The organism is Mycobacterium sp. 4D054 (genome assembly GCF_052245755.1).
Lineage (GTDB): Bacteria > Actinomycetota > Actinomycetes > Mycobacteriales > Mycobacteriaceae > Mycobacterium.
In genome coordinates, this window is record NZ_JBQQCF010000015.1 from 54,586 (window position 1) to 78,148 (window position 23,563).

The 23,563-nt window shown below is 70.3% G+C and carries 9 protein-coding genes and 2 pseudogenes; 9 read left to right on the forward strand and 2 right to left on the reverse strand.

Annotation, left to right across the window (positions count from 1 at the left end):
* Nucleotides 1–28: 28 nt before the first annotated feature.
* Nucleotides 29–1,428: pseudogene (locus ACTWP6_RS13245) on the reverse strand (HNH endonuclease signature motif containing protein).
* 217 nt (nucleotides 1,429–1,645) lie between these two features.
* Here ACTWP6_RS13245 and ACTWP6_RS13250 point away from each other — a divergent pair.
* Nucleotides 1,646–2,152 (forward strand): putative immunity protein, encoded by a 507-nt coding sequence (locus tag ACTWP6_RS13250; protein WP_260758185.1) that lies wholly within the window; start codon nucleotides 1,646–1,648, stop codon nucleotides 2,150–2,152.
* Nucleotides 2,153–2,207: 55 nt separating this feature from the next.
* Here the strand turns inward: ACTWP6_RS13250 and ACTWP6_RS13255 are convergent, their stop codons facing one another.
* Nucleotides 2,208–3,869 carry a (2,3-dihydroxybenzoyl)adenylate synthase gene (locus ACTWP6_RS13255; protein WP_443187935.1) on the reverse strand — a complete coding sequence of 554 codons (1,662 nt, stop codon included), beginning with the start codon at nucleotides 3,867–3,869 and terminating at the stop codon, nucleotides 2,208–2,210.
* Between the two features lie 109 nt (nucleotides 3,870–3,978).
* Here ACTWP6_RS13255 and ACTWP6_RS13260 point away from each other — a divergent pair, with 109 nt between their 5' ends.
* The 8 genes and pseudogenes from ACTWP6_RS13260 to ACTWP6_RS13295 all read left to right on the forward strand — a co-directional run bounded on the left by ACTWP6_RS13260 (nucleotide 3,979) and on the right by ACTWP6_RS13295 (nucleotide 23,558).
* A complete protein-coding gene (locus tag ACTWP6_RS13260; RefSeq protein WP_443187936.1) occupies nucleotides 3,979–7,449 on the forward strand; it encodes a non-ribosomal peptide synthetase in 3,471 nt (1,156 codons plus the stop codon).
* Nucleotides 7,446–8,199, forward strand: a pseudogene (locus ACTWP6_RS13265) (thioesterase II family protein). Before ACTWP6_RS13260 ends, ACTWP6_RS13265 begins: the two are co-directional and overlap by 4 nt.
* Nucleotides 8,196–9,506: a polyketide synthase gene (locus ACTWP6_RS13270; RefSeq protein WP_443187937.1), complete on the forward strand. Its 1,311-nt coding sequence runs from the start codon at nucleotides 8,196–8,198 to the stop codon at nucleotides 9,504–9,506. Before ACTWP6_RS13265 ends, ACTWP6_RS13270 begins: the two are co-directional and overlap by 4 nt.
* Entirely contained in the window at nucleotides 9,506–12,421 is a 2,916-nt protein-coding gene (gene mbtD / locus ACTWP6_RS13275) for a mycobactin polyketide synthase MbtD (RefSeq protein WP_443187961.1), read from the forward strand. Before ACTWP6_RS13270 ends, mbtD begins: the two co-directional genes overlap by 1 nt.
* A complete protein-coding gene (locus tag ACTWP6_RS13280; RefSeq protein ID WP_443187938.1) occupies nucleotides 12,418–17,574 on the forward strand; it encodes an amino acid adenylation domain-containing protein in 5,157 nt (1,718 codons plus the stop codon). Before mbtD ends, ACTWP6_RS13280 begins: the two co-directional genes overlap by 4 nt.
* A complete protein-coding gene (locus ACTWP6_RS13285; protein ID WP_443187939.1) occupies nucleotides 17,571–22,067 on the forward strand; it encodes an amino acid adenylation domain-containing protein in 4,497 nt (1,498 codons plus the stop codon). The genes ACTWP6_RS13280 and ACTWP6_RS13285 overlap by 4 nt, the downstream gene beginning before the upstream one ends.
* Nucleotides 22,064–23,371 (forward strand): NADPH-dependent L-lysine N(6)-monooxygenase MbtG, encoded by a 1,308-nt coding sequence (gene mbtG / locus ACTWP6_RS13290; protein ID WP_443187940.1) that lies wholly within the window; start codon nucleotides 22,064–22,066, stop codon nucleotides 23,369–23,371. Before ACTWP6_RS13285 ends, mbtG begins: the two co-directional genes overlap by 4 nt.
* Nucleotides 23,349–23,558, forward strand: a complete 210-nt coding sequence (locus ACTWP6_RS13295) for an MbtH family protein (protein WP_260754132.1) — start codon at nucleotides 23,349–23,351, stop codon at nucleotides 23,556–23,558. The genes mbtG and ACTWP6_RS13295 overlap by 23 nt, the downstream gene beginning before the upstream one ends.
* Nucleotides 23,559–23,563: the final 5 nt, after the last annotated feature.

Here is a 23,563-nt window from a genome sequence, read left to right on the forward strand (position 1 = left end):
CAAGGCTCGGCTCCTGCCTCGGTGAGCGCTACGGTCCCTGGTCGTCTTCGGGGAGTAGGTGGCGTTCGGGGTGGTGGTAGCCATTGATCAGCTGCGTGCGGTGCCGGCCTGTATCGAGCCCTGGTGGTGGGTGCCATTCGGTCTGGTTCTCGGCGTTTTTGGTGGTGGTCCAGCCGGTGGTTTCGATCATCCGGTTGTGCGGCCCGCAGGCGAAGGTGAGGTCGTCGATGTCGGTCTGGCCGTCGTTCTTCCAGTCCGCGACCGCGTGGTGGACCTGACACCAGTACCCCGGCACGGTGCAGCCGGGCCGGGTGCAGCCACGATCACGGCCGTGCAGGACGATCCGCTGGGCGGCGTTGGCGAACCGTTTGGCCCGACCCAGATACAGGCTTTGACCGGTGTGCTCGTCAAAGATGTACAGATAGTGGTGGGCCTGGGCGGCCATGTGGATCAGATCGGGCATCGGCAGCAGCGAGCCGCCGCCGGTGACCGCCACCCCGGCCCCCTTTTCCAGCTCCTGCAAGCTGGTCGAGACGATCACGGTCACTGGTAACCCGTTATGGCTGCCGAGTGTCCCGGATTCCAGGGTGCGGCGCAGCAGGGCTTTGAGGCCGTCGTGATTGCGCTGCCCTTCGGTGCGGGTATCCCGACCCGTCTCCGGGCCCGCCCCGGCCCCGCCCGGCTCGTCCTCGCCGGGCCCCTCGGCCGGCTCCTCGCCCGGCTGCGGGTCGGGCATGTTGGCCCCGGGGGCGGCTTCTTTGGCCAGGGTGGCCTCCAGGTAGGCGCGGGTTTCGGCGTCGAGGTAGCCCGAGATTGTGCTGAATCCGTCACGCTGCTGCTTGCCGATCCTCACCCACCGTTTCCGGGCCACCTCGTCGTCGGTGGGTTCGGGGCCGTCCTGATCGATCATCATCAACAACCGCCCCGCGGCCGCATCGAGCTCCTCAGGCCTAGACCCGAGCCCAGGCCGGCCAGGTGGGCATCGGCGGCGGCGCGGGTGTCCACATCCACCCAGGCGGGTAGCTTCTGGTGAAACTTCGCGATCACCGTGATGTGCTCTTCGTCCAACAGGCCCTGGGCCTGGGCGGCAGCGGTGGCTTCCCACAGCGGCGCAAGAGGCTGGCCCGTCATCGCCCGCCGCGGCCCCAGCATTTTGGCCCGTCGCAGCCGCCGTCCCGCTTCGGCGCCACTGACCCGCAGCGCGGTGGTCAGCACGCCCTTCCACGACGATTCCCCGAGTCGGTGGGGTTCGGTCTCGTCGATCAACCGGGCCAACACCTTGTGCTCGAGGGCCGGCACGGTGCGCAGCACCGTGGTCAGCTCGGCCAGCAGCCCGACCAACTCACGATGGGTCAGCTCCTCGGCGGCTTTCGACAGGATGGCGACCTGCTCAGCGATCGCCCCCACTGCCTCGGACACCAGCTCCATATATCGAACACTAGTGCGAACCACCGACAAAAAACGTCCCGGCAGGGTGCGAAAAAGAGATCCATGGAGGATTCTTGCGCCGCTTACGGCAACCGTGATCATCGGCGACGAAAAGCCGTTCCACGGACCGCCACGTGGCATTGTCCTGGTGACGGGACGTCACAAGTAGCAAGTGGGGGAAGGCGCGGGCGTGGCATCGGGCGACTTCGAACTGTCGATGAGCGAATTGCGTAGCGTGGCTCGCTTCGTCGCCGAGACCGCCGAAGAGCTCCTGCCGATGTTCGAGGACGCCGATCCCCGCGACTGCAGGCCGAGGAACGCCATCGCTGCCGCCTGGCGCTTCGTTCATGGCGCGCCCAGGACGAAGCAGCAGCGCGTCGCCTCGCTGGAAGCCCACCGCGCGGGCCGGGAGGCATCCGAGGAGGTGGCGCGCCTGGCCGCACAGGCAGCAGGGGACGCCGCATCCGCTGCCTATCTTCATCCCATCGCCCGACCGCATCAGGTGGGCCACATTCTGCGTGCCGCCGCGAACGCCGCACGGGTAGCCGAGATCAACGCCGGCGGCGACCCTGACGCTGCCATCTCCGCGATCCGGAGAGCGCGGCAGCGTGCGACGCCCGAGCTGATTGACGTCCTGTGTCGTTACCCTCCGGCGCCGGCCGGCAGGAGCCGCGTCGCCCAGCTGATGTCGAGTTTGGACGCGACGCTGCGGGCCCCGCGCTGAACGACACGGCCGGATGCGGCCTGGCACGGCCAGAAATGCCGGGCCGACGTGTGTGTCAGGACGTCAACTGCGCGACCAACTGCTTCTTGTCGACCTTGCCCACCGCCGTCATCGGCAACGATCGCACCGGGGTCAGCACGTCGGGGCGTGCGTGCTTGGACGCACCGCGCCCGTCGAGAAACGCGTTCAGCTCGGCCAGCGTGATCGGCGCACCGAGGAAAACCACTGCCGCACAGATCTTCTCGCCGAGATACTCGTCGGGGAGCGCCACGGCGGCAGCCGTGTAGATCGCCGGGTGGGTGTGCAGGTGGTCTTCGAGGTCGGTCGCCGACACTGTCTCGCCACCGCGGTGGATCACGTCTTTGACCCGGCCGGTCACCTCCACGTACCCGGCGCGTGCGCCCTCGGAGAAGATCCGAACCCGGTCGCCGGTGCGGTAGAAGCCGTCCGGGGAGAACGAGCGGGCGTTGGCGTCGTCGGCCCGGTAGTAACCGTTGAGCGTGTACGGTCCGCGGACCAGTAGCTCGCCCTCCTCGCCGGGTGCCACCTCGTCGCCGTTCTCGTCGACGACGCGCATCTCGTCGTGTGGGGACATCGGCCGGCCCTGGGTGTGGACGACGACGTCCTCGGGATCTCCGGGCCGGGTGAAGTTCAGCATCCCCTCGGCCATCCCGAAGATCTGCGACATGCCAGGGGTCAGCCGGTCGAGGATGAATCGGGCCTCTTCCGGGCTCATGCGGGATCCGCCGACCTGGACGAACCGCAGCGAACTCGGCAGTACCGGCTCCCACTCACATGCCTGCGCCCACAGCTTGGCCAGCGCGTTGACCAGTCCGGTGACGGTGATCCGGTACTTGTCGATCAACGCGAACGCGTTTTCGGGGCTGGGGTCGGCGGTAAACACCGTCGGCGCGCCGACCGTCATCGAGCCGAGCAGGCCGGGGCAGGCCAGCGGAAAATTGTGTCCGGCGGGCAGCGCGACCAGATAGGCGTCGTCCCCGTTCATCTGGCAGGCCTGGGCGCAGGCGGTGGCGTTGTAGACGTAGTCGTCGTGGGTGCGCGCGATGAGTTTCGGTAGGCCGGTGGTGCCTCCGGAGACCAGCAGCAGCGCGGGCAGGCCGGGGTCGATCCGCGGACGCTCGAGCGGTGGGCCGGCATGGTCGCGGATCGCCGCCCACGAGACGAACGGTCCGGATGCGCCGTCGACGATCACATGCCGCAACGCCGGGTGTTCGGCGGCCAGGGCGGCGGCCATCTCCCGGTAGTCGAATCCGCCGGCCTGGTCTCCGACGATGATCGCGACGGCGCCACTGACCTCCGCGAAGTGACCCAGTTCGGCGGTGCGATGCCCGGTCAGGCACATCACCGGCACCGCCCCGGCACGCAACAGGGCGAACAGGGCGACGGCGAACTGGCACGAATTCGGCAGTTGCAGCAGCACGCGGTCGCCCGGACGGACGCCCAGAGCGGACAAACCGGCGGCGGCTCTGTCGGCGATCGCGTCGAGCTCGGCGAACGTATAGCTCTCGGCGGAGTCGATGATCGCCGGTTTGTCGGGCCACGAGGCCGCGGCGTCGGTCAGGATCGAGTCCAGGGACCGACCCGTCCAGTACCCGGCGTTGCGGTAGGTCTCGGCTCTGTCCTCGGGGAACGGCACGAAGCCGTACGCCAGGTCCGTGAGGTTGTCGCCCTGCTCGGTCGAGAATCCGGTGCTCATCAGTCAAAATCGCCGATCTGGGTAGGAGTTTTCGGTGACCCGAATATAAGGTAGCCTCCACTAAGTTAGGGCAGCCTGCACTTAATCCGGCGTGGTTCGAGGAGGTTCGGTGAGTTTGGCGTCGACGACTGCACAGTCTGTCCGCGACGAGGTTGCCGAACTGCTCGGTGTGAACCCGGCTGACCTCGACCCGCAGGCCGATCTGATCGCGTCCGGCCTGGACTCGATCCGGATGATGTCGTTGTCCGGTCGCTGGCGCCGACAGGGGATCGACGTCGGTTTCGCGGCGCTGGCGGCGAATCCCACCGTGGCCGCGTGGACGGAGTTGGTGACCGGTGGCGCCGGCGGAGGCCGCCAGGACGCGGCCCCGGCCGCGGAGCCCGCGATGGTCGCGGTGGACGACACCTTCCCGCTCGCGCCGATCCAGCACGCGATGTGGGTGGGCCGCAACGACGACCAGCAACTCGGTGGCGTCGCCGCGCATCTCTACGTCGAATTCGACGGTGCCGGAGTCGATCCCGACCGGCTGCGCGAGGCGGCGGCCAAACTCGCGGCACGGCATCCGATGCTGCGCGTCGAGATTATGCCCGACGGCACCCAGCGCATCGGCGATCGCGGTCTGCCCGTCACCGTGTACGACCTGCGCGCGCTCGACGTGCCGGCGGCCGAACGACGTCTCGAAGAGATCCGGCAGGAGAAGTCGCATCAGATGATGCACGACGAGGTGCTGCAGCTCTCGCTGTCGCTGCTCGCGGATGGTCGGTCCCGGTTGCACGTCGACATGGACATGCAGGCCGCGGACGCGGTGAGTTACCGCAACTTCATGGCTGATCTTGCCGAGTTCTACAGCGGCGGAAACCTTCCCGACCTCGGCTATACCTACCGCGAGTACCGCGCGGCGCTCACCTCGACGGCGGCGGAATCGGAGGACGACCGCCGCTGGTGGGCCGAACGCGTGCCCGAGCTACCGGAGGGTCCCGCGCTGCCGCTGGTGCCGCGCGCCGAACAAGCGGACCCGAAACGCGCCCGGCGCCGCTGGCACATCTTCGATGTCGCCACCCGGGACGCTCTCTTCGCGGCTGCGCGACGGCGGGGGATCACGCCGGCGATGGCGGTGGCGGCGTCCTACGCCGGCACGCTGGCCCGGTGGTCGACCAGTCGGCGCTTCCTGCTGAACCTACCCATGTTCGGTCGCGAGCAGTTCCACCCCGACGTCGACAAACTCGTCGGGGACTTCACGTCGTCGCTGCTGCTCGATGTCGATCTCACCTGCGCCGACACCCCGATCGCGCGCTGCCGAGTGCTGCAGGAGACGCTGCACGCCACGGCGCGCCATTCCTCCTACTCGGGTCTGTCGGTGCTGCGCGACCTGACCCGCCACCACGGCACGCCCGTGCTGGCCCCGATCGTGTACACCAGTGCGCTGGGGCTCGGAGATCTGTTCGCGGGCAAGGTCACCGAGCACTTCGGCAAGCCAGTGTGGACGATCTCGCAGGGGCCGCAGGTGCTGCTCGACGCGCAGGCCACTCCCGTGGCCGAAGGCCTGATGATCAACTGGGACACACGCGAGGACGCGTTCCGGCCCGGTGTGGCCGACGCGATGTTCGCCCATCACGTCGCCGAGCTCGCGCGCCTTGCCGCCGACGAATCTGCCTGGGAAGCAGTCGATGTAGCCGCGGTGACGGCCGAACAACAGGCCGCGCGCGACAGGGTGAACGCGGTCTCCGTCGCGCCGAGCGGGGAGGTGCTGCACGACGGCTTCTTCCGTCGTGCCCAGACCCACCCCGACGCGCCGGCGGTGTGCTCCAGAGCGGGCGACCTCACCTACGGGCAACTGTGCGAACAGGTACTCGCCGTCGCGGCCGCGCTGCACGTCGCCGGCATCCGGCACGGCGACACCGTCGCGGTGATGGGACCCAAGAACCACGAACAGGTCATTGCGCTGCTCGCGATATCGGCCGTCGGAGGGGTCTATGTGCCGGTCGGCGTGGATCATCCGGCCGACCGCGCGGCCCGCATGCTGGCCAACGGCCGGGTGCGGATGGCGCTGGTGTGCGGTGGCGAACCGCCGACCACATTGCCGGCCTTGACGATCACGGAAGCTCTGCGGGTGGGGCGCCGGGAAACCGGGTTCACGCCGCCCGCCGTCGAACCGGCGGATCTGGCCTACATCCTGTTCACCTCCGGTTCGACGGGTGAACCCAAGGGTGTCGAGATGACCCACGATGCGGCGATGAACACCGTCGAGTTCATCAACGGCCACTTCGAGATCGGCCCCGCCGACCGCTGCCTGGCGCTGTCGACGCTGGAATGCGATCTGTCCGTACTCGACGTCTTCGGCATGCTGCGGGCCGGGGGATCGATCGTCGTCGTCGATGAAGACCAGCGTCGCGATCCCGACGCGTGGGCCCGCCTCATCTCCGAGCATGGCGTGACCGTTCTGCACTTCATGCCGGGCTGGCTGGAGATGCTCTCGGAGGTCGACGGCGACCTGTCCTCGGTGCGGGTGGTTCCCACCGGCGGCGACTGGGTGCGACCCGACATGGTGCGGGCGCTGCGGAACCGGGCCCCGCACATGCGGTTCGCCGGCCTGGGCGGTGCCACCGAAACGGCCACGCACAACACCATCTGCGAGGTCGTCGGCGACATCCCGGCGGACTGGGCGTCCATTCCGCTCGGCGTGCCGCTGCCCAACAACGCCTGCCGGGTTGTCGGACCGGACGGCCGGGACTGCCCCGACTGGGTGCCCGGCGAACTCTGGGTCGGCGGCCGGGGTGTGGCCCGCGGCTATTGCGCGCGGCCCGATCTGACCGCCGAGCGGTTCGTTCGCCATGACGGCACGCTCTGGTACCGCACCGGCGATCTCGTGCGCTACCGAACCGGCGGCCTCATCGAGTTCGTCGGCCGGGCCGACCACCGGATCAAGATCAGCGGTTACCGTGTCGAACTCGGCGAGGTGGAGTCCGCGCTGCGCTGCGTCCCGGGCGTCGACTCCGCGGTCGCGGCCGTCGTGACCGCCGACGGCGGCCGGGACGTGCTCGCCGCACTCGTGAGCGCCGACTCCGGCCACGCCGTGCCGGATCCGGCCAAGGTCACCGCGGCGATGGCCGAACTCGTTCCGCCGCACATGATCCCGCAGATCGTGGTCGGCGCCGGTGAAATCCCCTACACCCTCGGCGGCAAGATCGACCGGGCAGCGGTAACGCGTCGGCTCAGGGAAGCCGAGGTGCACGGCGGCGCCGGGTTCCGTGCGCCGGCCACCTCGCTGGAGACAGCGCTGTGCGCGCTCATCGGATCGGTCCTCGGGCGCGACACCGTGGGCGCCGACGACGACTTCTTCGCCTCGGGCGGTGATTCCGTGCTGGCGACCCAGGTGGTCGCGCGCGTCCGCACCTGGCTCGACACCCCGTCGGTCGCGGTCGCCGACATCTTCGCGGCCCGCACCGCCGCGGCACTGGCGGCAAGGCTGATCGCCGGCGAGAACGACAGCACGCGGCTGACTGAAGTGGCCGAGCTCTATCTGGAGATCTCCGGGATGGACGGTGCCGAGGTGCTTTCCGCGCTGGACTCCGGGCGATGATCGGCGAGCGCCACCAGCTGGATCTCACGCCGTGGATCAAAAGGTTCCCGGGGGAGACCGGCACCGCGACGATCGTGTTTCCGCATGCGGGCGGCGCCGCGGCGGCCTACCGCGGTTTCGCGTCGGCGTTGTCCGCCCGGGGCATCGACACCTACCTCGTGCAGTATCCGCAGCGCGGCGAGCGGCTCGCCCATCCGGCGCCGGAGACGATCACCGACCTGGCGGCGGACGTCCTGGGCGCCGCCGACTGGTCCCGGCTCGGGCAGGTGCGGCTGTTCGGGCACTGCATGGGCGCTCTGGTCGGCTTCGAGTTCGCGCAACTGGCTGCGCGGCGCGGCGTCACCGTCCGCGAGTTGTGGGCCTCGGCGAGCCAGGCGCCGTCGACCGTCGAAGGTTCGCGACCGGTGCCCACCACCGACCGGGAGATGCTGGCCGACATCATCGACCTCGGCGGCACCGACGCGCGACTGCTGGAGGACGAAGACTTCCTCGAGCTGCTGCTGCCCGCGGTGCGCGCGGACTACCAGGCTTTCAACCGCTACACCTGCGGCCGTGGCGTGCGCATCGACGCCGACATCCACGTGCTCGGCGGCCACGACGATCATCGAGTCGAACAGAACCTGTTGCGGCAGTGGGAGGTTCACACCACGGCCGCAGGTGTAGCGGTACACCTTCACGATGTTCGACGGCGGGCACTTCTACCTCGACGAGCATCGGGACGAGGTCGCCGAGCTGGTGAGCTGCACATGACCGATGACCCCGTCGTCATCGTCGGGATGGCGGTCGAGGCGCCGGGCGGTGTGCAGGACACAGACGACTACTGGAGCCTGCTCGCCGAACAGCGGGAGGCGCTGACCCCGTTCCCGACCGACCGGGGCTGGTCGTTGCCGACGCTGCTGGCCGGCTCGCGGCGGGACGGCTTCAAACCGATTCACAATCTGGGCGGATTTCTGCGCGGTGCAGGGCATTTCGACCCCGAGTTCTTCGGCATCTCGCGCCGGGAGGCCGTTGCCATGGATCCGCAACAGCGCGTCGCGCTGCGCGTCGGGTGGCGCGCGCTGGAGAGCGCGGGAATCAACCCCGACGACCTCGACGGCCACGACGCCGGGTGCTACGTCGGCGCCTCGGACATGGGGTACGGGCCCGCGATGGACGAGTTCTCCCACCACAGCGGCCATCTGATCACCGGAACCTCGCTCGGAGTCATCTCCGGCCGCATCGCCTACCTCCTGGGTCTGGCGGGTCCGGCGATGACCGTCGACACCTCGTGCTCGTCGGCCCTGTCCGCACTGCACATCGCCGTGCAGGGGCTGCGGTCCGGCGACTGCGACCTGGCCCTCGCCGGCGGGGTGTGCGTGATGGGTTCACCGGGCTACTTCGTGGAATTCTCCAAACAGCACGCGTTGTCCGACGACGGGCACTGCCGGCCCTACAGCGCGCACGCCAGCGGCACGGTGTGGGCCGAAGGCGCCGGGATGTTCGTGCTGCAACGGAGGTCGGCCGCGCTGCGGGACCGCCGCCGGATCGTGGCCGAGGTACTGGCCAGTTGCGTGAACTCCGACGGCAGATCGGTCGGGCTCACCGCTCCCAGCCGCGAGGCCCAGACCCGGCTGTTCCGGCGTGCTCTGACCACCGCCGGTGTCGACATCGACAGCGTGGGCATGGTGGAAGGCCACGGCACCGGAACCCGGCTGGGGGACCGCACCGAGCTCACCTCGCTGGCCGCCACGTACGGAGCCGGGACGCCCGGGAGGGGCCCGTTGCTCGGCTCGGTCAAGTCCAATGTGGGACACACGCAGGCGGCCGCCGGTGCGCTCGGCCTGGCCAAGCTGCTGTTGGCCGCCGAGCACGCCGCCGTCCCCGCCACGTTGCACGTCGACGACCCGAGCCGCGAGATCGATTGGCAGAGCACGGGTTTGCGGTTGGCCACCAAGCTGACGCCGTGGCGCGCCGTCGACGGGACGCGCACGGGCGCGGTGTCGGCGTTCGGGATGAGCGGCACCAACACCCACGTCGTCGTCGCGGTGCCCGAGTCGGCGCAGGGTTGGCCCGCGTGATGCCGGCCGGCCGGTTGCCCGACGGGCGGATCGCCGTCGCGCTCAGCGCTCACGACGAGGCGCTGCTGCCTGTCGCCGCCCGTGACATCCTCGACTACCTGGGGCGAAAGCCGTGTGATCCCGCGCAGGTGGCCGCCCAGCTGGTGCGTACCCGACGGCCGCGCCGCCACCGCGCGGTCGTGCGCGCCGCGGATCACGACGAACTGACCGCCGGTCTACTGGCGCTCGCCGAGGGACGCGAGCACCCGTCGGTGACGCACGCGGCGGGACGGGCCGCGGGCCGGACCGCGTTCGTGTATCCCGGGCAGGGCACCCAGTGGCCGGGCATGGGCGCGCAGCCCTACCGCGAGCTGCCGGCCTACCGTGACGAAGCCGACCGGCTGGGTGCGGCGTTCGTCGCGGCCGGGCTGACGTCCCCGCTGCCGTTCCTCGTCGGCGGCGATGCGGCGCCGGGCCCGGTCTCGCACCTGGAACTGCAGGCCGCACAGTTCGTGCACTCCGTCGCGCTGACGGCGGTATGGCGCTCGTGTGGCATCGTGGCGGACCTGACCGTCGGACACAGTCTCGGCGAGGTCGCGGCGGCCTACGTCGCCGAAACCGTCACCCTCGCCGACGCGGTCAGCGTGCTCGCCGCAAGGGCGGCGGCGATCGCGGCCATCCCGGGCGACAACGGCGTCGCGGTCCTTGGCGTGGACACCGACGAAGCCGCCGAGCTGATCGGCGCCACCGACGGCTGGCTGGAGTTGTCCGCGGTCAACGCGCAGACCTCGGTCGCGGTGTCGGGAGAGCGGTCCGCGGTCACCGCGGCCGTGGCGGCCGCCCGTGCCCGCGGCCGGTTCGCCAAGGAGCTGGCGATGAGTTTCCCGGCGCACACCACCGCGATGGAAGCCCAGCGCGAGGACCTGTGCCGGCGGTTACCGGAATCGGTGTTTGCCGACTCGCCGGTGCAGTTCGTCGGGTCGGCGACCGGACAGGCCGTCGCCCCCGGCACCGAGTTCGGCGACTATTGGTATGCCAACCTGCGCAACACGATCCGGTTCGACTGGGCCGTGCAGACGGCCATCGGGCTGGGCGCCGGCGTTTTCGTCGAAATGTCTGCGCACCCGTCACTGCTGTTCGCCGTTGAAGACGGCATCGAACGCGCCGGCGCTGCGGCGGCGGTGCTCGTCGGCTCCGGACACCGCGACGAGTCCGTGCGCGACGCGTTGTCTGCCAATATCGTCACCGTCGCGGCCGCCGACCCCGCTTATCACTGGGGCGACCTTCTGACCGGCCGGCCCGAGCCGCTGTATGGCTTTCCGGGTGCGCCGATGCGCGCCGAGCACCTATGGGCCGAGCCCGAGCCGCTGCCGGCGCTGCCGCAACTGACCGTAAGCGGTGAGACCTGGCGGCCGCACCGCCCCGGCCGCGCGACGGCGACACCGCGCCGGAAGATCGCAGTGGTCGAGACCGGTTCTGCCACACCGGTGGCCGCGGCGCTGCGGCACGCCGTCGCCGAGCACGACCGCGCCGTGCTGACCGACCCGACGGACGCCGATCTGGTGATCGCGGTCGCACCCGCGTTCGGTGACCGCGACGCCGCCGGAGCCGTGGACGGGCTGTCCTGCGCCGTCGACACCGGCCTGCTCGGCTACCCCGACACGTTCGGCGCCCGGTGCCGTGACGTCTGGCTGGTGACCGCCGGCGCCGAGAGCGCCACCGCCGCGGACCCGTTGCCCGATCTGGCCCAGGCCGGGCTGGCCGCCATGCACCGCTGCATCGGGTTCGAACACCCCGACCAGAACTTCCACCACCTGGACCTGCCGGCCGGAGCGACGACCGGGATCGGTGCCGTCGACGTGATGCTGGACGCCACAGGCGAACTCGCCTTACGCGGCGACGGGGCGGTGTACCAACGCAGTCTCGGCGACGCGTCCGCCGCGCAACCATGGGAGCTCGGTTCGGGCGCACTCGACAACGTGGTGATCACCGGGGGCTCGGGAGCCATCGGGTTGAGCTACGCCCGCTTCCTGGCCGCACGCGGCGCCCGGCGGATCGTGCTGCTGAGCCGCCGCGGCGTCGACCCGGCCCTGGTGAACGACCTCGGTACCGAGATCATCGCACCAGCATGCGATCTGCGGGATTCCCGCCGACTTGCGGCCACGGCCGCCGACGTCGCCGGCGGTCCGGCGTCGCTGGTCATCCACGCCGCGGGCACCGCGATATTCGCCGATCGCACCGGCACCACCGGCGCCGCGCTGGCGGACATGGCGGCTGCCAAGATCGTCGGCCTGGAGGCGCTGACCCACACCTGGCCGATCCGCGACGACGCCCGAATCCTGTTGTGCTCCTCAGTGACCGGCGTGTGGGGCGGAAAGGGTGTCGGCGGGTATGCGGCAGCCAACCGGATGCTCGACGTGATGGCTGCCAGGTTGCGCGCCGAAGGGCGCCATTGCACGGCCGTGCGCTTCGGTCTCTGGGAGGGCAGCGGCATCGTCGACGCCGCGGAGATCGCGCGGGTGGAGCGCACGGGACTGCGGCAGATGAGCCCCCAACTCGCCGTCGAGGCGAGCCTGGCGGATTTCTCGGGGGATCCGCTGGTGCTGGCCGCCGACCCGGAGCGGATGCGCACGTTCTTCGGCGAGACACCGGTGCAGACATCGAGGGAGACCGACACAGCTGCCGGTTCCACGCCGATGGCGCCGTCCGAGGCGGTACGCAGCCAGCTCGCGGCAGTGCTCGGAGCGGACTGCGCAGCACTGGATCTGGACTCATCGCTGTTCGATCTCGGGGTCGACTCGCTGCTCGCGCTGGATCTCCGTAAGCGTCTGAAACGGCTGACTGGCCACACCGTGCCACTGGCGACACTGCTCGGCGGCATCACCGGTACGGATCTGATCGCCGGCCTATCAGAGAAAGTGAACTCTTTTCAGTGACTGACATCGACACCGGGGCCGGGCTCGACGAGCGCCGACTGGAACTGCTGCGCCGCAGGATGCAGGAGCGTGGGCTGAGCACCGGCACCGCCCAGGACACGGGTGATCCCGACGCGCTGACCGAGGGCCAGCTGCGGATGTGGTTCGTGCACAACGCCGACCCGAGTGGCGCGCTGCTCAACGTGTGCCTGTCCTACCGCCTGTCCGGCGACATCGACCTCGCCCGGCTGCACGCTGCGGTCGACGCGGTGGCCCGGCGCCACCGCGTGCTGCGCACGACGTACCGCACCGAGGCGACCGCCGCCGGCGACAGCGGCATGCCGGTGCCCACCGTGCACGCCGACCTCATGCCCGGCTGGGCCGAACACGATCTGAGCGATCTGTCCGAGCGGGCCCGCCGGCTGCGGCTGGAGGTGATCGCGCAGCGCGAGTTCGCCAAGCCGTTCGACCTGGACGTCGAGTCGCCGCTGCGTATCACGGTGATCCGCATCGCCGCAACGGAACACGTCATGCTGCTGGTGGCACATCACATCGCCTGGGACGACGGTTCGTGGGAGGTGTTCTTCGGCGACCTGACCCGCGCCTACGTCGGTGAACAGCTGCGCCCGGCGCCCCGTGCGGTCCCCACCGCCGCCGGCTCCGACGAGGAGGACGTCGCGTACTGGCGGACAGTGATGGCCGATCCGCCGGAACCGCTGGAGCTGCCCGGTCCGACCGGGTCGGCGGTCCCGACCAGCTGGCGGTCACAGCGCACCGCGCTGCGCCTGGACGGGGAGACGAGCGCGCGGGTCACGGCACTGGCCGACGAGGTCGGCGCCACACCGTACGCGGTGCTGCTGGCGGTGTTCGGCGTGCTGATCCACCGGTACAGCCACGTCGACGACTTCCTGGTCGCCACCCCGGTGCTCAACCGCGACGGCAACCCCGACGACGTCATCGGCTACTTCGGCAACACCGTCGCGATGCGGTTGCGCCCACGCCCGGCGATGACATTCCGCGATCTGCTGACCCAGACCCGCGACACCGCGCTCGGGGCGTTCGCCCACCAGCGGGTCGGCCTGGACCGGATGGTCCGTGAGCTCAACCCCGACCGGCGGCACGGCGCCGAGCGGATGACGCGGGTCAGCTTCGGCTTCCGCGGCCGCGACCGGTTCGGCTTCACCCCGCCCGGTGTCACCTGCGAAAGGGCCGAGCTGCGTTCACATCTGACGCATCTCCCGCTGGGCATCATGGTGGAGTTCGACACCGACGAGATCGTGGTGGAGCTCGAGCACCTGGTGGAGATCATCGAACCCGGATTGGCCCGGCAACTGCTCGACCATTACGCCGTATTGATCCGCAGCGCACTCGGCGCACCCGACACCGCGCTGAGCGCACTGCAGCTGATGAGCGACGAGGACCTCGACTGGCTGCGCGCGGTGTCGTCGGGCCCGGCGTTCGAGACCCCGCCGGCCACCATCACCGACCTCATCGAGGCGCAGGCCCGGCGCAGTCCCGACGGCACCGCCGTCGTCTTCGAGGGGCGCCAGCACACCTACCGCGAGATCAACGAGGCGGCGAACCGCGTCGCCCACTGGCTGATCCGGGAAGGGGTGGGCGCCGAGGACCGGGTCGCCGTGCTGCTCGACAAGTCACCGGAGCTGGTGGTAACCGCGCTGGGCGTGCTCAAAGCCGGCGCGGTCTACGTCCCGGTCGACCCCACCTACCCGCAGGACCGCGTTGACTTCATCCTGGGCGATTGCGACGCGAAAGTGGTTGTGCGGGAGGCGGTCAGCAATGCCGGCGAGCTGCGCGCCGACGATCCGACGGACAGCGACCGGGTGCGCCCGGTGGGCCCGGACAACACGGCCTACTTGATCTACACCTCCGGTTCAACCGGCCTGCCCAAAGGCGTCCCGGTGCCGCACCGACCGGTCGCCGAGTACTTCGTCTGGTTCGCCGACGAGTACGAGGTCGACGAGAACGACCGGCTGCTGCAGGTCGCCTCACCGAGCTTCGACGTGTCCATCGCCGAGGTGTTCGGCACGCTGGCCTGCGGTGCCCGGCTGGTGATCCACCGCCCCGGCGGTCTGAACGACATCGGTTACCTGACCGCGCTGCTGCGCGACGAGGGCATCACCGCGATGCACTTCGTCCCGTCACTGCTCGGGCTGTTCCTGTCGCTGCCCGGGGTGAACCAGTGGCGCACCCTGCAGCGGGTGCCGATCGGCGGTGAAGCGCTGCCCGGTGAGGTGGCCGACAAGTTCCATGCCACCTTCGACGCGCTGCTGCACAACTTCTACGGACCCACCGAAACCGTCATCAACGCCACCCGGTTCAAGGTCGAGGGCAGGCAGGGCACCCGGATCGTCCCGATCGGCAAACCCAAGATCAACACGCAGATCCACCTGCTCGACGATGCGCTGCAACCGGTGCCGGTTGGTTCCATCGGCGAGATCTACATCGGCGGAGCCCATGTCGCGCGTGGCTACCATCACCGGCCGGGGCTGACCGCCGAGCGGTTCGTCGCCGACCCGTTCACCCCCGGTGCGCGCATGTACCGCTCCGGTGACCTGGCGCGGCTCAACGCCGACGGTGACATCGAGTTCGTCGGCCGCGCCGACGAACAGGTCAAGATCCGCGGGTTCCGCATCGAACTGGGCGACGTCGCCGCCGCGATCACCGTGGACCCCAGCGTCGGGCAGGCCGTGGTCGTCGTCGCCGACCTGCCCAACCTCGGCAAGAGCCTGGTCGGCTACCTGACCCCGGCCGACGGGGCGGCGGTGGACGTCGACAGGGTCCGCGCCCGGGTGGCCGCCGCACTGCCCGAGTACATGACGCCGGCCGCCTACGTGGTGGTCGACGAGATCCCGATCACCGCGCACGGCAAGATCGACCGCGCCGCGCTGCCCGAGCCGGACATCTCGGCGGCAACCGAGTTCCGTGAGCCGGCCGAGGGCACCGAGGCCCGACTGGCGCAGCTGTTCGCCGAGTTGCTCGGTCGTAGCGGCGTCGGCGCCGACGACTCGTTCTTCGACCTGGGCGGGCACTCGCTGCTGGCCACCAGGCTGGTGGCCGAGCTGCGGAGCCGGTTCGGCGCGGACGTCGAGGTGCGCGATGTCTTCGAGCACGCGACCGTCGCCCGGTTGGCCGCCCACATCGACACCTTGGCGTTCGGAGAGAACGCCACCACCCGCAGGCCTCGGCTGGTCGCCGCGCCACTGGACGGCCCGGCGCCGCTGTCGTCGTCGCAGCTGCGTTCGTGGTTCGGGTACCGGATCGAGGGTCGCAGCCCGATCAACAACATCCCGTTCGCGGCGCGGGTGACCGGCCCCTGCGATGTCGACGCGTTCGTCGCCGCTATTCGCGACGTCGTGGAGCGGCACGCCGTCCTGCGCACCACCTATCGCGAGATCGACGGTGTGCCCTACCAGATCGTGAACCCGGTCTCTGACGTCCCGGTCCGGCGGGCCCGCGGTGAGGGCGAGGAGTGGCTGCAGGCCGAACTTGACCGCGAGCGCAAACGCACCTTCGATCTGGAAGAAGACTGGCCGATCCGGGCGGCGGTGTTCGCCGTGGATCAGGCTCCGGACGGCCGAGCCGCCGATCAAACTCCGGAACATGTGCTGTCCGTGGTGATTCACCATATCGCCGGTGACCACTGGTCCGGCGGCGTGCTGTTCAGCGACCTGGTGACCGCATACCGCGCCCGGAAGGCCGGGGAGCGGCCGACCTGGGCGCCGCTGCCCGTGCAGTACACGGATTACGGTGCATGGCAAGCGAAGCTGCTCAGCGACGACACCGGTATCGCCGCACCGCAGCGCGAGTACTGGGTTCGTCAGCTTGCCGGTGCTCCGGTGGAATCCGGGCTGCCGTTGGACTTCTCGCGCCCCCGGCTGCCCACCGGCAAGGGTGACGCCGTCGAGTTCACCATCGACGGTGACGTTCGGCGCAGAATCGCCGAGCTGTGCCGCGAGGTCGGCATCACCGAGTTCATGCTGCTGCAGGCCGCGGTCGCGGTGACGCTGGCGAAAGCCGGTGGCGGCCTGGACGTCCCGATGGGCACACCGGTGGCGGGCCGCTCCGAGGCCGAGCTGGAACAGCTCGTCGGGTTCTTCGTCAATTTCGTGGTGCTGCGCAACGACCTGCGCGGCAACCCGACGCTGCGCGAGGTGCTGACCCGCGCCCGCGACATGGCGTTGTCGGCGTACTCCAATCAGGACGTGCCGTTCGAACAGGTCGTCGAGGCGGTGAATCCGCCGCGCACCCTGGCCCGCAACCCGCTGTTTCAGGTGGTGGTGCACGTGCGGGAACAACTGCCGCAGCGCCAGATGATCGACGCCGACACCGAATTCACGGCACTGGAACCGACGTTCGACATCGCCCAGGCCGATCTGTCGCTGAACTTCCTGGCCGGGGACGGTTCCGGGCGCGACGGCGAGGGCTACCGCGGCTACCTGATCTACCGGCCGGAGCTCTACACCCGCCGCACCGTCGAACGGCTCGGCGGGTGGCTGACCCGGGTGGTGGCGGCGTTCGTCGACACCCCCGACCGTGCGCTCGGCGACGTCGACATCCTCTGCGCCGAGGAGAGGAAACGCATCTCGCAGGAATGGAGCACCGGCGCCCGCGTCGAGGTGCTCGACGCCGATCTGTCGCCCGTGCCGGTCGGCGTGCTCGGCGACCTGTACCTGAGCGGTGGTCCTTTCGAGGCAACGGAGCGCTACCGCACCGGCGACCGTGCCCGCTGGAACGACGACGGCCGACTCGAGATCGTCGCCCGCCGGCCCGCCGCCGGCGACGTCGTCAACGCGGCTCCGCCCGCCGAGGTCGAGTTCGAGGAGCCGCAGACCGACACCGAACGTGCTTTGGCCGCATTGCTTTCCGGGCTGCTCGGCGCCGGGGAGGTGGGCCGCTACGACGACTTCTTCGGGCTCGGCGGTGACAGCGTGCTGGCCGTCCAACTCGCCGCCCGGGCACGCGATGCCGGCCTGGACCTGAGCGCGCGCATGGTCTTCGAGCATCCGCAGCTCGCGCAACTGGCCGCCGCCATCGACAGCGGCACCGGCGCGGCCGATGACCAGCCGGACACCCACCACGCGCCGATGTCGGTGTCGGGGCTTCCCGCCGACGAACTCGCCGCACTGACCGCATCGTGGGGCGCCGGGCAATGACCCAGACCGAGCCGACCCAGACCGAACCCGGCGCCGAGCCGCCCGTCATCGAGGACGTGCTGGCGCTGAGCCCGCTGCAGCAGGGGCTTTTCTCCATGGCGACGCTGTCCGATGGCCGCGACGACGACCCCTACGTCATCGCGATGGCCGCCGACGCCACCGGTCGGCTGGACGCCGACCTGCTCCGCAGGTGCGCGGCGGAGCTGCTGGAGCGGCACGCCAACCTGCGGGCCAGTTTCGTCAAGGGCAACCTCAGCCGTGCCGTGCAGGTCATCCCGAAACGGGTCGACGTGCCGTGGCGTCATGTCACCGCCGCCGACGACGCCGAACTGGAAGAGATCGAAAAGGACGAGCGCGCTGCGCCTTTCACACTCGAGCGGGGCCCGGTCATCCGTTTCCTGCTCATCGAGGCGCCGCAGCGCTGGCGGTTCGTGGTGACCGCCCACCACATCTTGATCGACGGCTGGTCGCTGCCGTTGTTCATGGGTGAGCTGCTGACCCTGTACCGCGCCGGCGGTGACGTTACGGCGCTGCCGCCGCCGCCACGGCCCTACCGGGACTACATCGGCTGGCTGGCCGGTCGCGACGACGAGTCCGGCCGCGCACTGTGGCGGCGGCATCTGGCCGGTGTCGACGGGCCCACGCTGATGACGCCGGCTCTGACGTCGTCGGCGCCGTCGGGACGGCCCCGGCTCACCGAGGTGATGCTGGACGCCGAGACCATCGGTCGGCTCGCCGAGGCCGCCAGGAGTCGCGGCGTCACGCTCAACACCCTGATCCAGATGTCTTGGGCCACCGTGCTTTCGGTCGTCACCGCCCGCACCGACGTGGTGTTCGGCGTGACGGTGTCCGGACGTCCGGGCGAACTCGTCGGCGTCGAGCGCATGGTCGGGTTGTTCATCAACACCGTGCCGCTGCGGGTGCGCCTGGACCCCGGCGCGCCGACCGGCGAGCAGTGCCTGGCCCTGCAGCGCGAAGCAGCTGCGCTGCGCGATCACAGCTACCTGAGCCACTCCGCGCTGCGTGCCCTCGGCGGAATCGGCGAGATGTTCGACACCTTGCTGGTGTATGAGAACTTCCCGCCCGGCGGGCTGGTGGGCCAAACGGAGTTCGAGGCGAACGGCGCGACGTTCGTGCCGTCGGCGCTGGAGAGTCTGTCGCACTTCCCGGTGACCATCGCGGCGCATCTGGCCGACGACCGGCTCACGGTGTTCGTCGAGGCGGTCGACGGCGCGCTCGGCGCGCTGCGGCCGGACGATCTCGGTAGGCGGGTGCTGCACACTGCTGGACGCCTGATCGACTGCTGGGAGCGACCGCTGCGCGCCGCCGGGGTGTTGCTGCCCGCCGAGTACCCCCCCGGGCCGGTGACGCCGGATCCGGCGACTGCCCACAGCATCCACGACAGGTTCACCCGCATCGCCGGCGACCGGCTCGGGTCGGTCGCGCTGACCTGGGAGGCCGGCGGGGACTGCGGCACGCTGACGTATCGGGAACTGGACGAGGCCGCCGACCGGATGGCCGTTGCGCTCATCGCCGCCGGCGTGGGCCCCGAGATCCCGGTCGCGGTGTTGCTGCCGCGTGGGCCCGACTACGTGGTGGCGATGTTCGGCGTGCTCAAGGCAGGCGGGGTGATCGTCCCGCTCGACCCGGCCATGCCCGGCGAACGCATCAGCGACATTCTCGAACAGTCCGGCGCGGCGGTGGTGATCGATGATGCGTTCGTCGCCGCGGTGCCCACCGCCGGGCCGCCGGCCGGATACCGACCCGCCCGCGCGTCCGCCGACCAGGCGGCGTACATCGTGTTCACCTCCGGCACCACCGGCAGACCCAAGGGCGTGGTCGGCACGCACGGCGCGGTGCTGGCCTACGCCGAGGACCACGCCGAGCACGTGCTGCGCCCGGCGGCCGAGCGGATCGGTCGTCCGCTGCGCGTGGGTCACGCGTGGTCGTTCACCTTCGACGCCGCCTGGCAGCCGCTCGCGGCGCTGCTCGACGGGCATTCGGTGCACCTCATCGGCGACGAATCCCAGCGTGACGCAGAGGCTTTGGTGTACGGCATCGGCCGCTTCGCCGTCGACATGCTCGACACCACGCCGTCGATGTTCGCCCAACTGCGCGACTTCGGCCTGCTGAGCACCGTTCCGCTCGCGGTGCTGGCCCTCGGAGGGGAGGCGGTGAGTCCCGCGCTGTGGCGGCTGATCGGCGACGAGTGCGTCCGCACCGGAATGACCGCGTTCAATTGTTACGGGCCGACCGAGACCACGGTCGAGGCGGTGGTCGCGCCCATCGACGAGTACCGGAAACCCTCGATCGGCCGGCCGACCCGGAGCATGAGCGCCTACGTGCTCGACGCATGGCTGCGGCCGGTGCCCGACGGCGTCGCGGGGGAGCTGTACCTGTCGGGCCGGCAGCTGACCCGCGGCTACCTGGGCCGTGCCGCCGAAACGGCGGGACGGTTCGTCGCCGACCCCTTCACGCCCGGGGCCCGCATGTACCGCACCGGCGACGTGGTGCGGCGCGGTGCGGACGGCGGCCTGCAGTTCCTCGGCCGTGCCGACGACCAGGTCAAGATTCGCGGCTTCCGCGTCGAACCCGGTGAGATCGCGGCGGTACTGAGCGAGCACCCAGCCGTCACCGACGCACACGTCACCGTCGACCGGCGTGGCGCGCAGGCCAGGCTGACCGCGTACGTCGCCGCAGGGGTGAACCCTCCGGCTCTCGCCGATCTGCGGGCGCTGATGGCCACACGCCTGCCGCGCTACATGGTTCCGCAGCGCGTCGTCGTGCTGTCCGAGCTGCCGCTGACCTCGCACGGCAAGATCGACGAGGCCGCGCTGGCCGGGATCGCGATCGAGGACGCCGTGTCGGCGGCGCCGCAGACGCCGACCGAGACGGCACTGGTCGAACTGCTGTCCGAGGTGCTCGGCGAGGACGGCGTCGACGTCGAGGCCGACTTCTTGGAGACCGGGCTGGACAGCATCGTGGCGCTGACCCTGGTGCAGGCCGCACGCCGCCGCGGGATCGAGATGCGGGCCCGGCTGATGCTGGAGTGCAACAACATTCGCGAACTGGCCGCCGCGATCGATGCCTCTGCGCACGACCACGCCCCGGCCCCGGTCACCGACGACCGCTTCGGTGAGGTGATGCCCGCGCCGATCATGTCCTGGATGTACGAGTACGGGAACTTCCGCCGGTTCACCCAGAATGTGCTCGTGTCGCTGCCTGCGGATCTGCCGGGGCAGCGTCTGGAGCAGATCGTGCAGGCCCTGCTGGACCGCCACGACATGCTCCGAGCGGTCCTCGACGAGCGCGGCCGGCTGGTGACCCGTGCGCCCGGCGCGGTGTGCGCCGCCGACGTGCTCCACGCGGTGGATGCCGCCGCCGATACCGCGCTGGAGGTCGAAGTGGCTGCCGCACTTGACCGTATCGACCCGGCTTCGGGCTCGATGGTCCAGGCGGTCTGGTTCCGGCAGGGTCCGCCGGTGCTGGCGCTGTGCGTTCACCACCTGGCCACCGACGTGGTGTCGTGGTACGTGATCCTCGGCGCGCTGGCCCAACTCGATGCCGCGCTGGCTGCCGGGCACCCCGTGGACCAGGCCCACGAGTACACCACCTACCGGGAATGGACGCGGCGACTGCACGAGCGCAGCCGTACCGAGACTGTCGAGCACAGCCGGGAGTACTGGGTCGGGCAACTCGCCGGACCCGACCCGGAGCTCGGCCGGCGCCGGGCCGACCCGCGGCGCGACACCTGGGCCTCGCTGCGCACGACCGACGTCCTCACCGATGCCGCCGTCACCCGGGCCATCCTGGACCGGCTCGACCACGCGGGCCTTCAGATGCGTGATTTCCTGCTCACCGCACTGACTCTCACGCTGGCGTCGTGGCGGATCGAGCGCGGGCAGCCCGCCCACCACGGCACGCTCGTCGCCCTGGAGGGGCACGGCCGGGAGGACGCGCTCGTCGGGGGCGGTGTCGACACCTCCACCACCGTCGGGTGGTTCACGTCGGTGTATCCGGTGCGCCTCGGCGCCGGGGAGGCCGCGATCGACGTGCACACCGCGGGTCGGAATCCGGCCGCGGCCCGCACCCTGCTCCGCGCGGTCGCCCGGCAGCTCGCCGAGGTGCCCGACCGGGGCCTCGACTACGGGTTGCTGCGCTATACGCGGCGCGACGAAGCCCTGGCGGCAATGCCCGACCCGCAGGTCGAGTTCAACTACGTCGGCAGGCACGACCTCAGCGCCGACCAGACTACGCACGCGTGGTCGCTGATCACCGACGAAACCCTCAACGCGCACATGCCGGCCGCCGCCGAGCCGGACCTGCCGCTGCGCTATACGTTCGACGTCATCTCGGTGATCTCCGGCGGCGCCGACGGGCCGCAGCTACGCACCAGCTGGCGCTGGAGCACCGTGCTGTCCGACGCGGCAGAAGTCGACCGGCTCACCGTGCTCTGGCAGCGGGCGGTCACCGCACTCGCAGAGGCGTTATGACGACTCCGCCCACCCCGACCCTCGCCGTCGTCGGCGCCGGCCCGAAGGCGATCGCGGTGGCGGCCAAAGCCGCCGAACTGCGCGCCATGGGCGTCGACGTGCCCGACGTGGTGGCGATCGAGCGCAGCGTCGTGGCCGCCAACTGGCAGTCCGTGGGCGGCTGGACCGACGGTCAGCACCGGCTCGGCACCAGCCCCGAGAAGGACGTGGGCTTCCCGTACCGGTCTTCGCTGGTGCCCCGCCGCAACGCCGAACTCGACGAGCGGATGATGCGGCACAGCTGGCAGTCCTATCTGGTGGCCACCGCACAGTTCGCGGAATGGATCGACCGGGGCCGGCCGGCACCCACCCACGTCGGGTGGAGCCGCTACCTGCGCTGGGTCGCCCACAACATCGGTATGACAGTGATCACCGGTGAGGTGCAACGCATCTCAACCGACGGCCGGCGGTGGGAGGTGGTCACGCCGCAGCGCAGCGCGGCTGCCGACGGCGTGATGATCACCGGACCCGGGCAGGCTCAGCGCTCGATACTGCCGCACGACCCACATGTCCTGTCGATCGCCCAGTTCTGGGAACGCGCGGCCCGGCCGGATCTGATCGTCGCCGAGCGGGTCGCGGTCATCGGAGGGGGCGAGACGGCGGCGTCCATGCTCAACGAGCTTTTCCGGCACCGTGTTTCGACCATCACCGTGATCTCGCCGCAGGTCACCCTGTTCACCCGCGGGGAGAGCTTCTTCGAGAACACATTGTTCTCCGACCCGACGGATTGGGCCGGCTTGACGGTGACCGAACGGCGCGACGCGCTGGCCCGCACCGACCGTGGCGTGTTCTCGGCTCGGGTGCAGGACGCGCTGCTCGCCGACGATCGGATCCGCCATCTGCGCGGCCGGGTCGCCCACGCCGTCGCGCGCGACGAGCGGATCCGCTTGACCCTCAGCTCGAACCGCGGCGGCGAAGCGCTGGAGACCGTGCACGGTTTCGATCTGGTGATCGACGGCTCCGGCGCCGACTCCATGTGGTTCGAGCCGTTGTTCAGCCAGGACGCGCGCGATCTGATCGAGCTGGCGCTGCGCGCCCCGCTGACGGGTGATTCGCTGCAGGAATCCATCGGTCACGACCTGTCGGTGGCCGCGCTGACTCCGAAGTTGTTCCTGCCCGGCCTGTCCGGGCTGATGCAAGGCCCGGGATTTCCGAACCTCAGCTGCCTCGGGCTGCTGTCCGATCGTGTGCTCGGGGCCCACTACGCGGGTGCCGCGCAACCCCCTTCGACGAGGAGAACCGATGAGCACCAACCCGTTCGATGACGACAACGGTGCGTTCTACGTGCTGGTCAACGACGAGGAGCAGTACAGCCTGTGGCCGACCTTCGCCGACGTGCCCGCCGGGTGGCGAATTGTCTTCGGGGAGAGCACCCGTGCCGATTGCCTGGCCTTCGTCGAAGACACCTGGACCGACCTGCGGCCTCGCAGCCTGCGGGAGTCGATGAGCTGACCGCG

Bases quoted from the DNA above. Each gene is read 5' to 3' on its own strand.
- ACTWP6_RS13285 (WP_443187939.1), top strand. From the start codon at position 17,571: ATGACCCAGACCGAGCCGACCCAGACCGAACCCGGCGCCGAGCCGCCC.
- mbtG (WP_443187940.1), top strand. From the start codon at position 22,064: ATGACGACTCCGCCCACCCCGACCCTCGCCGTCGTCGGCGCCGGCCCG.
- ACTWP6_RS13250 (WP_260758185.1), top strand. From the start codon at position 1,646: ATGAGCGAATTGCGTAGCGTGGCTCGCTTCGTCGCCGAGACCGCCGAA.
- ACTWP6_RS13270 (WP_443187937.1), top strand. From the start codon at position 8,196: ATGACCGATGACCCCGTCGTCATCGTCGGGATGGCGGTCGAGGCGCCG.
- ACTWP6_RS13295 (WP_260754132.1), top strand. From the start codon at position 23,349: ATGAGCACCAACCCGTTCGATGACGACAACGGTGCGTTCTACGTGCTG.
- ACTWP6_RS13255 (WP_443187935.1), bottom strand. From the start codon at position 3,869: ATGAGCACCGGATTCTCGACCGAGCAGGGCGACAACCTCACGGACCTG.
- mbtD (WP_443187961.1), top strand. From the start codon at position 9,506: ATGCCGGCCGGCCGGTTGCCCGACGGGCGGATCGCCGTCGCGCTCAGC.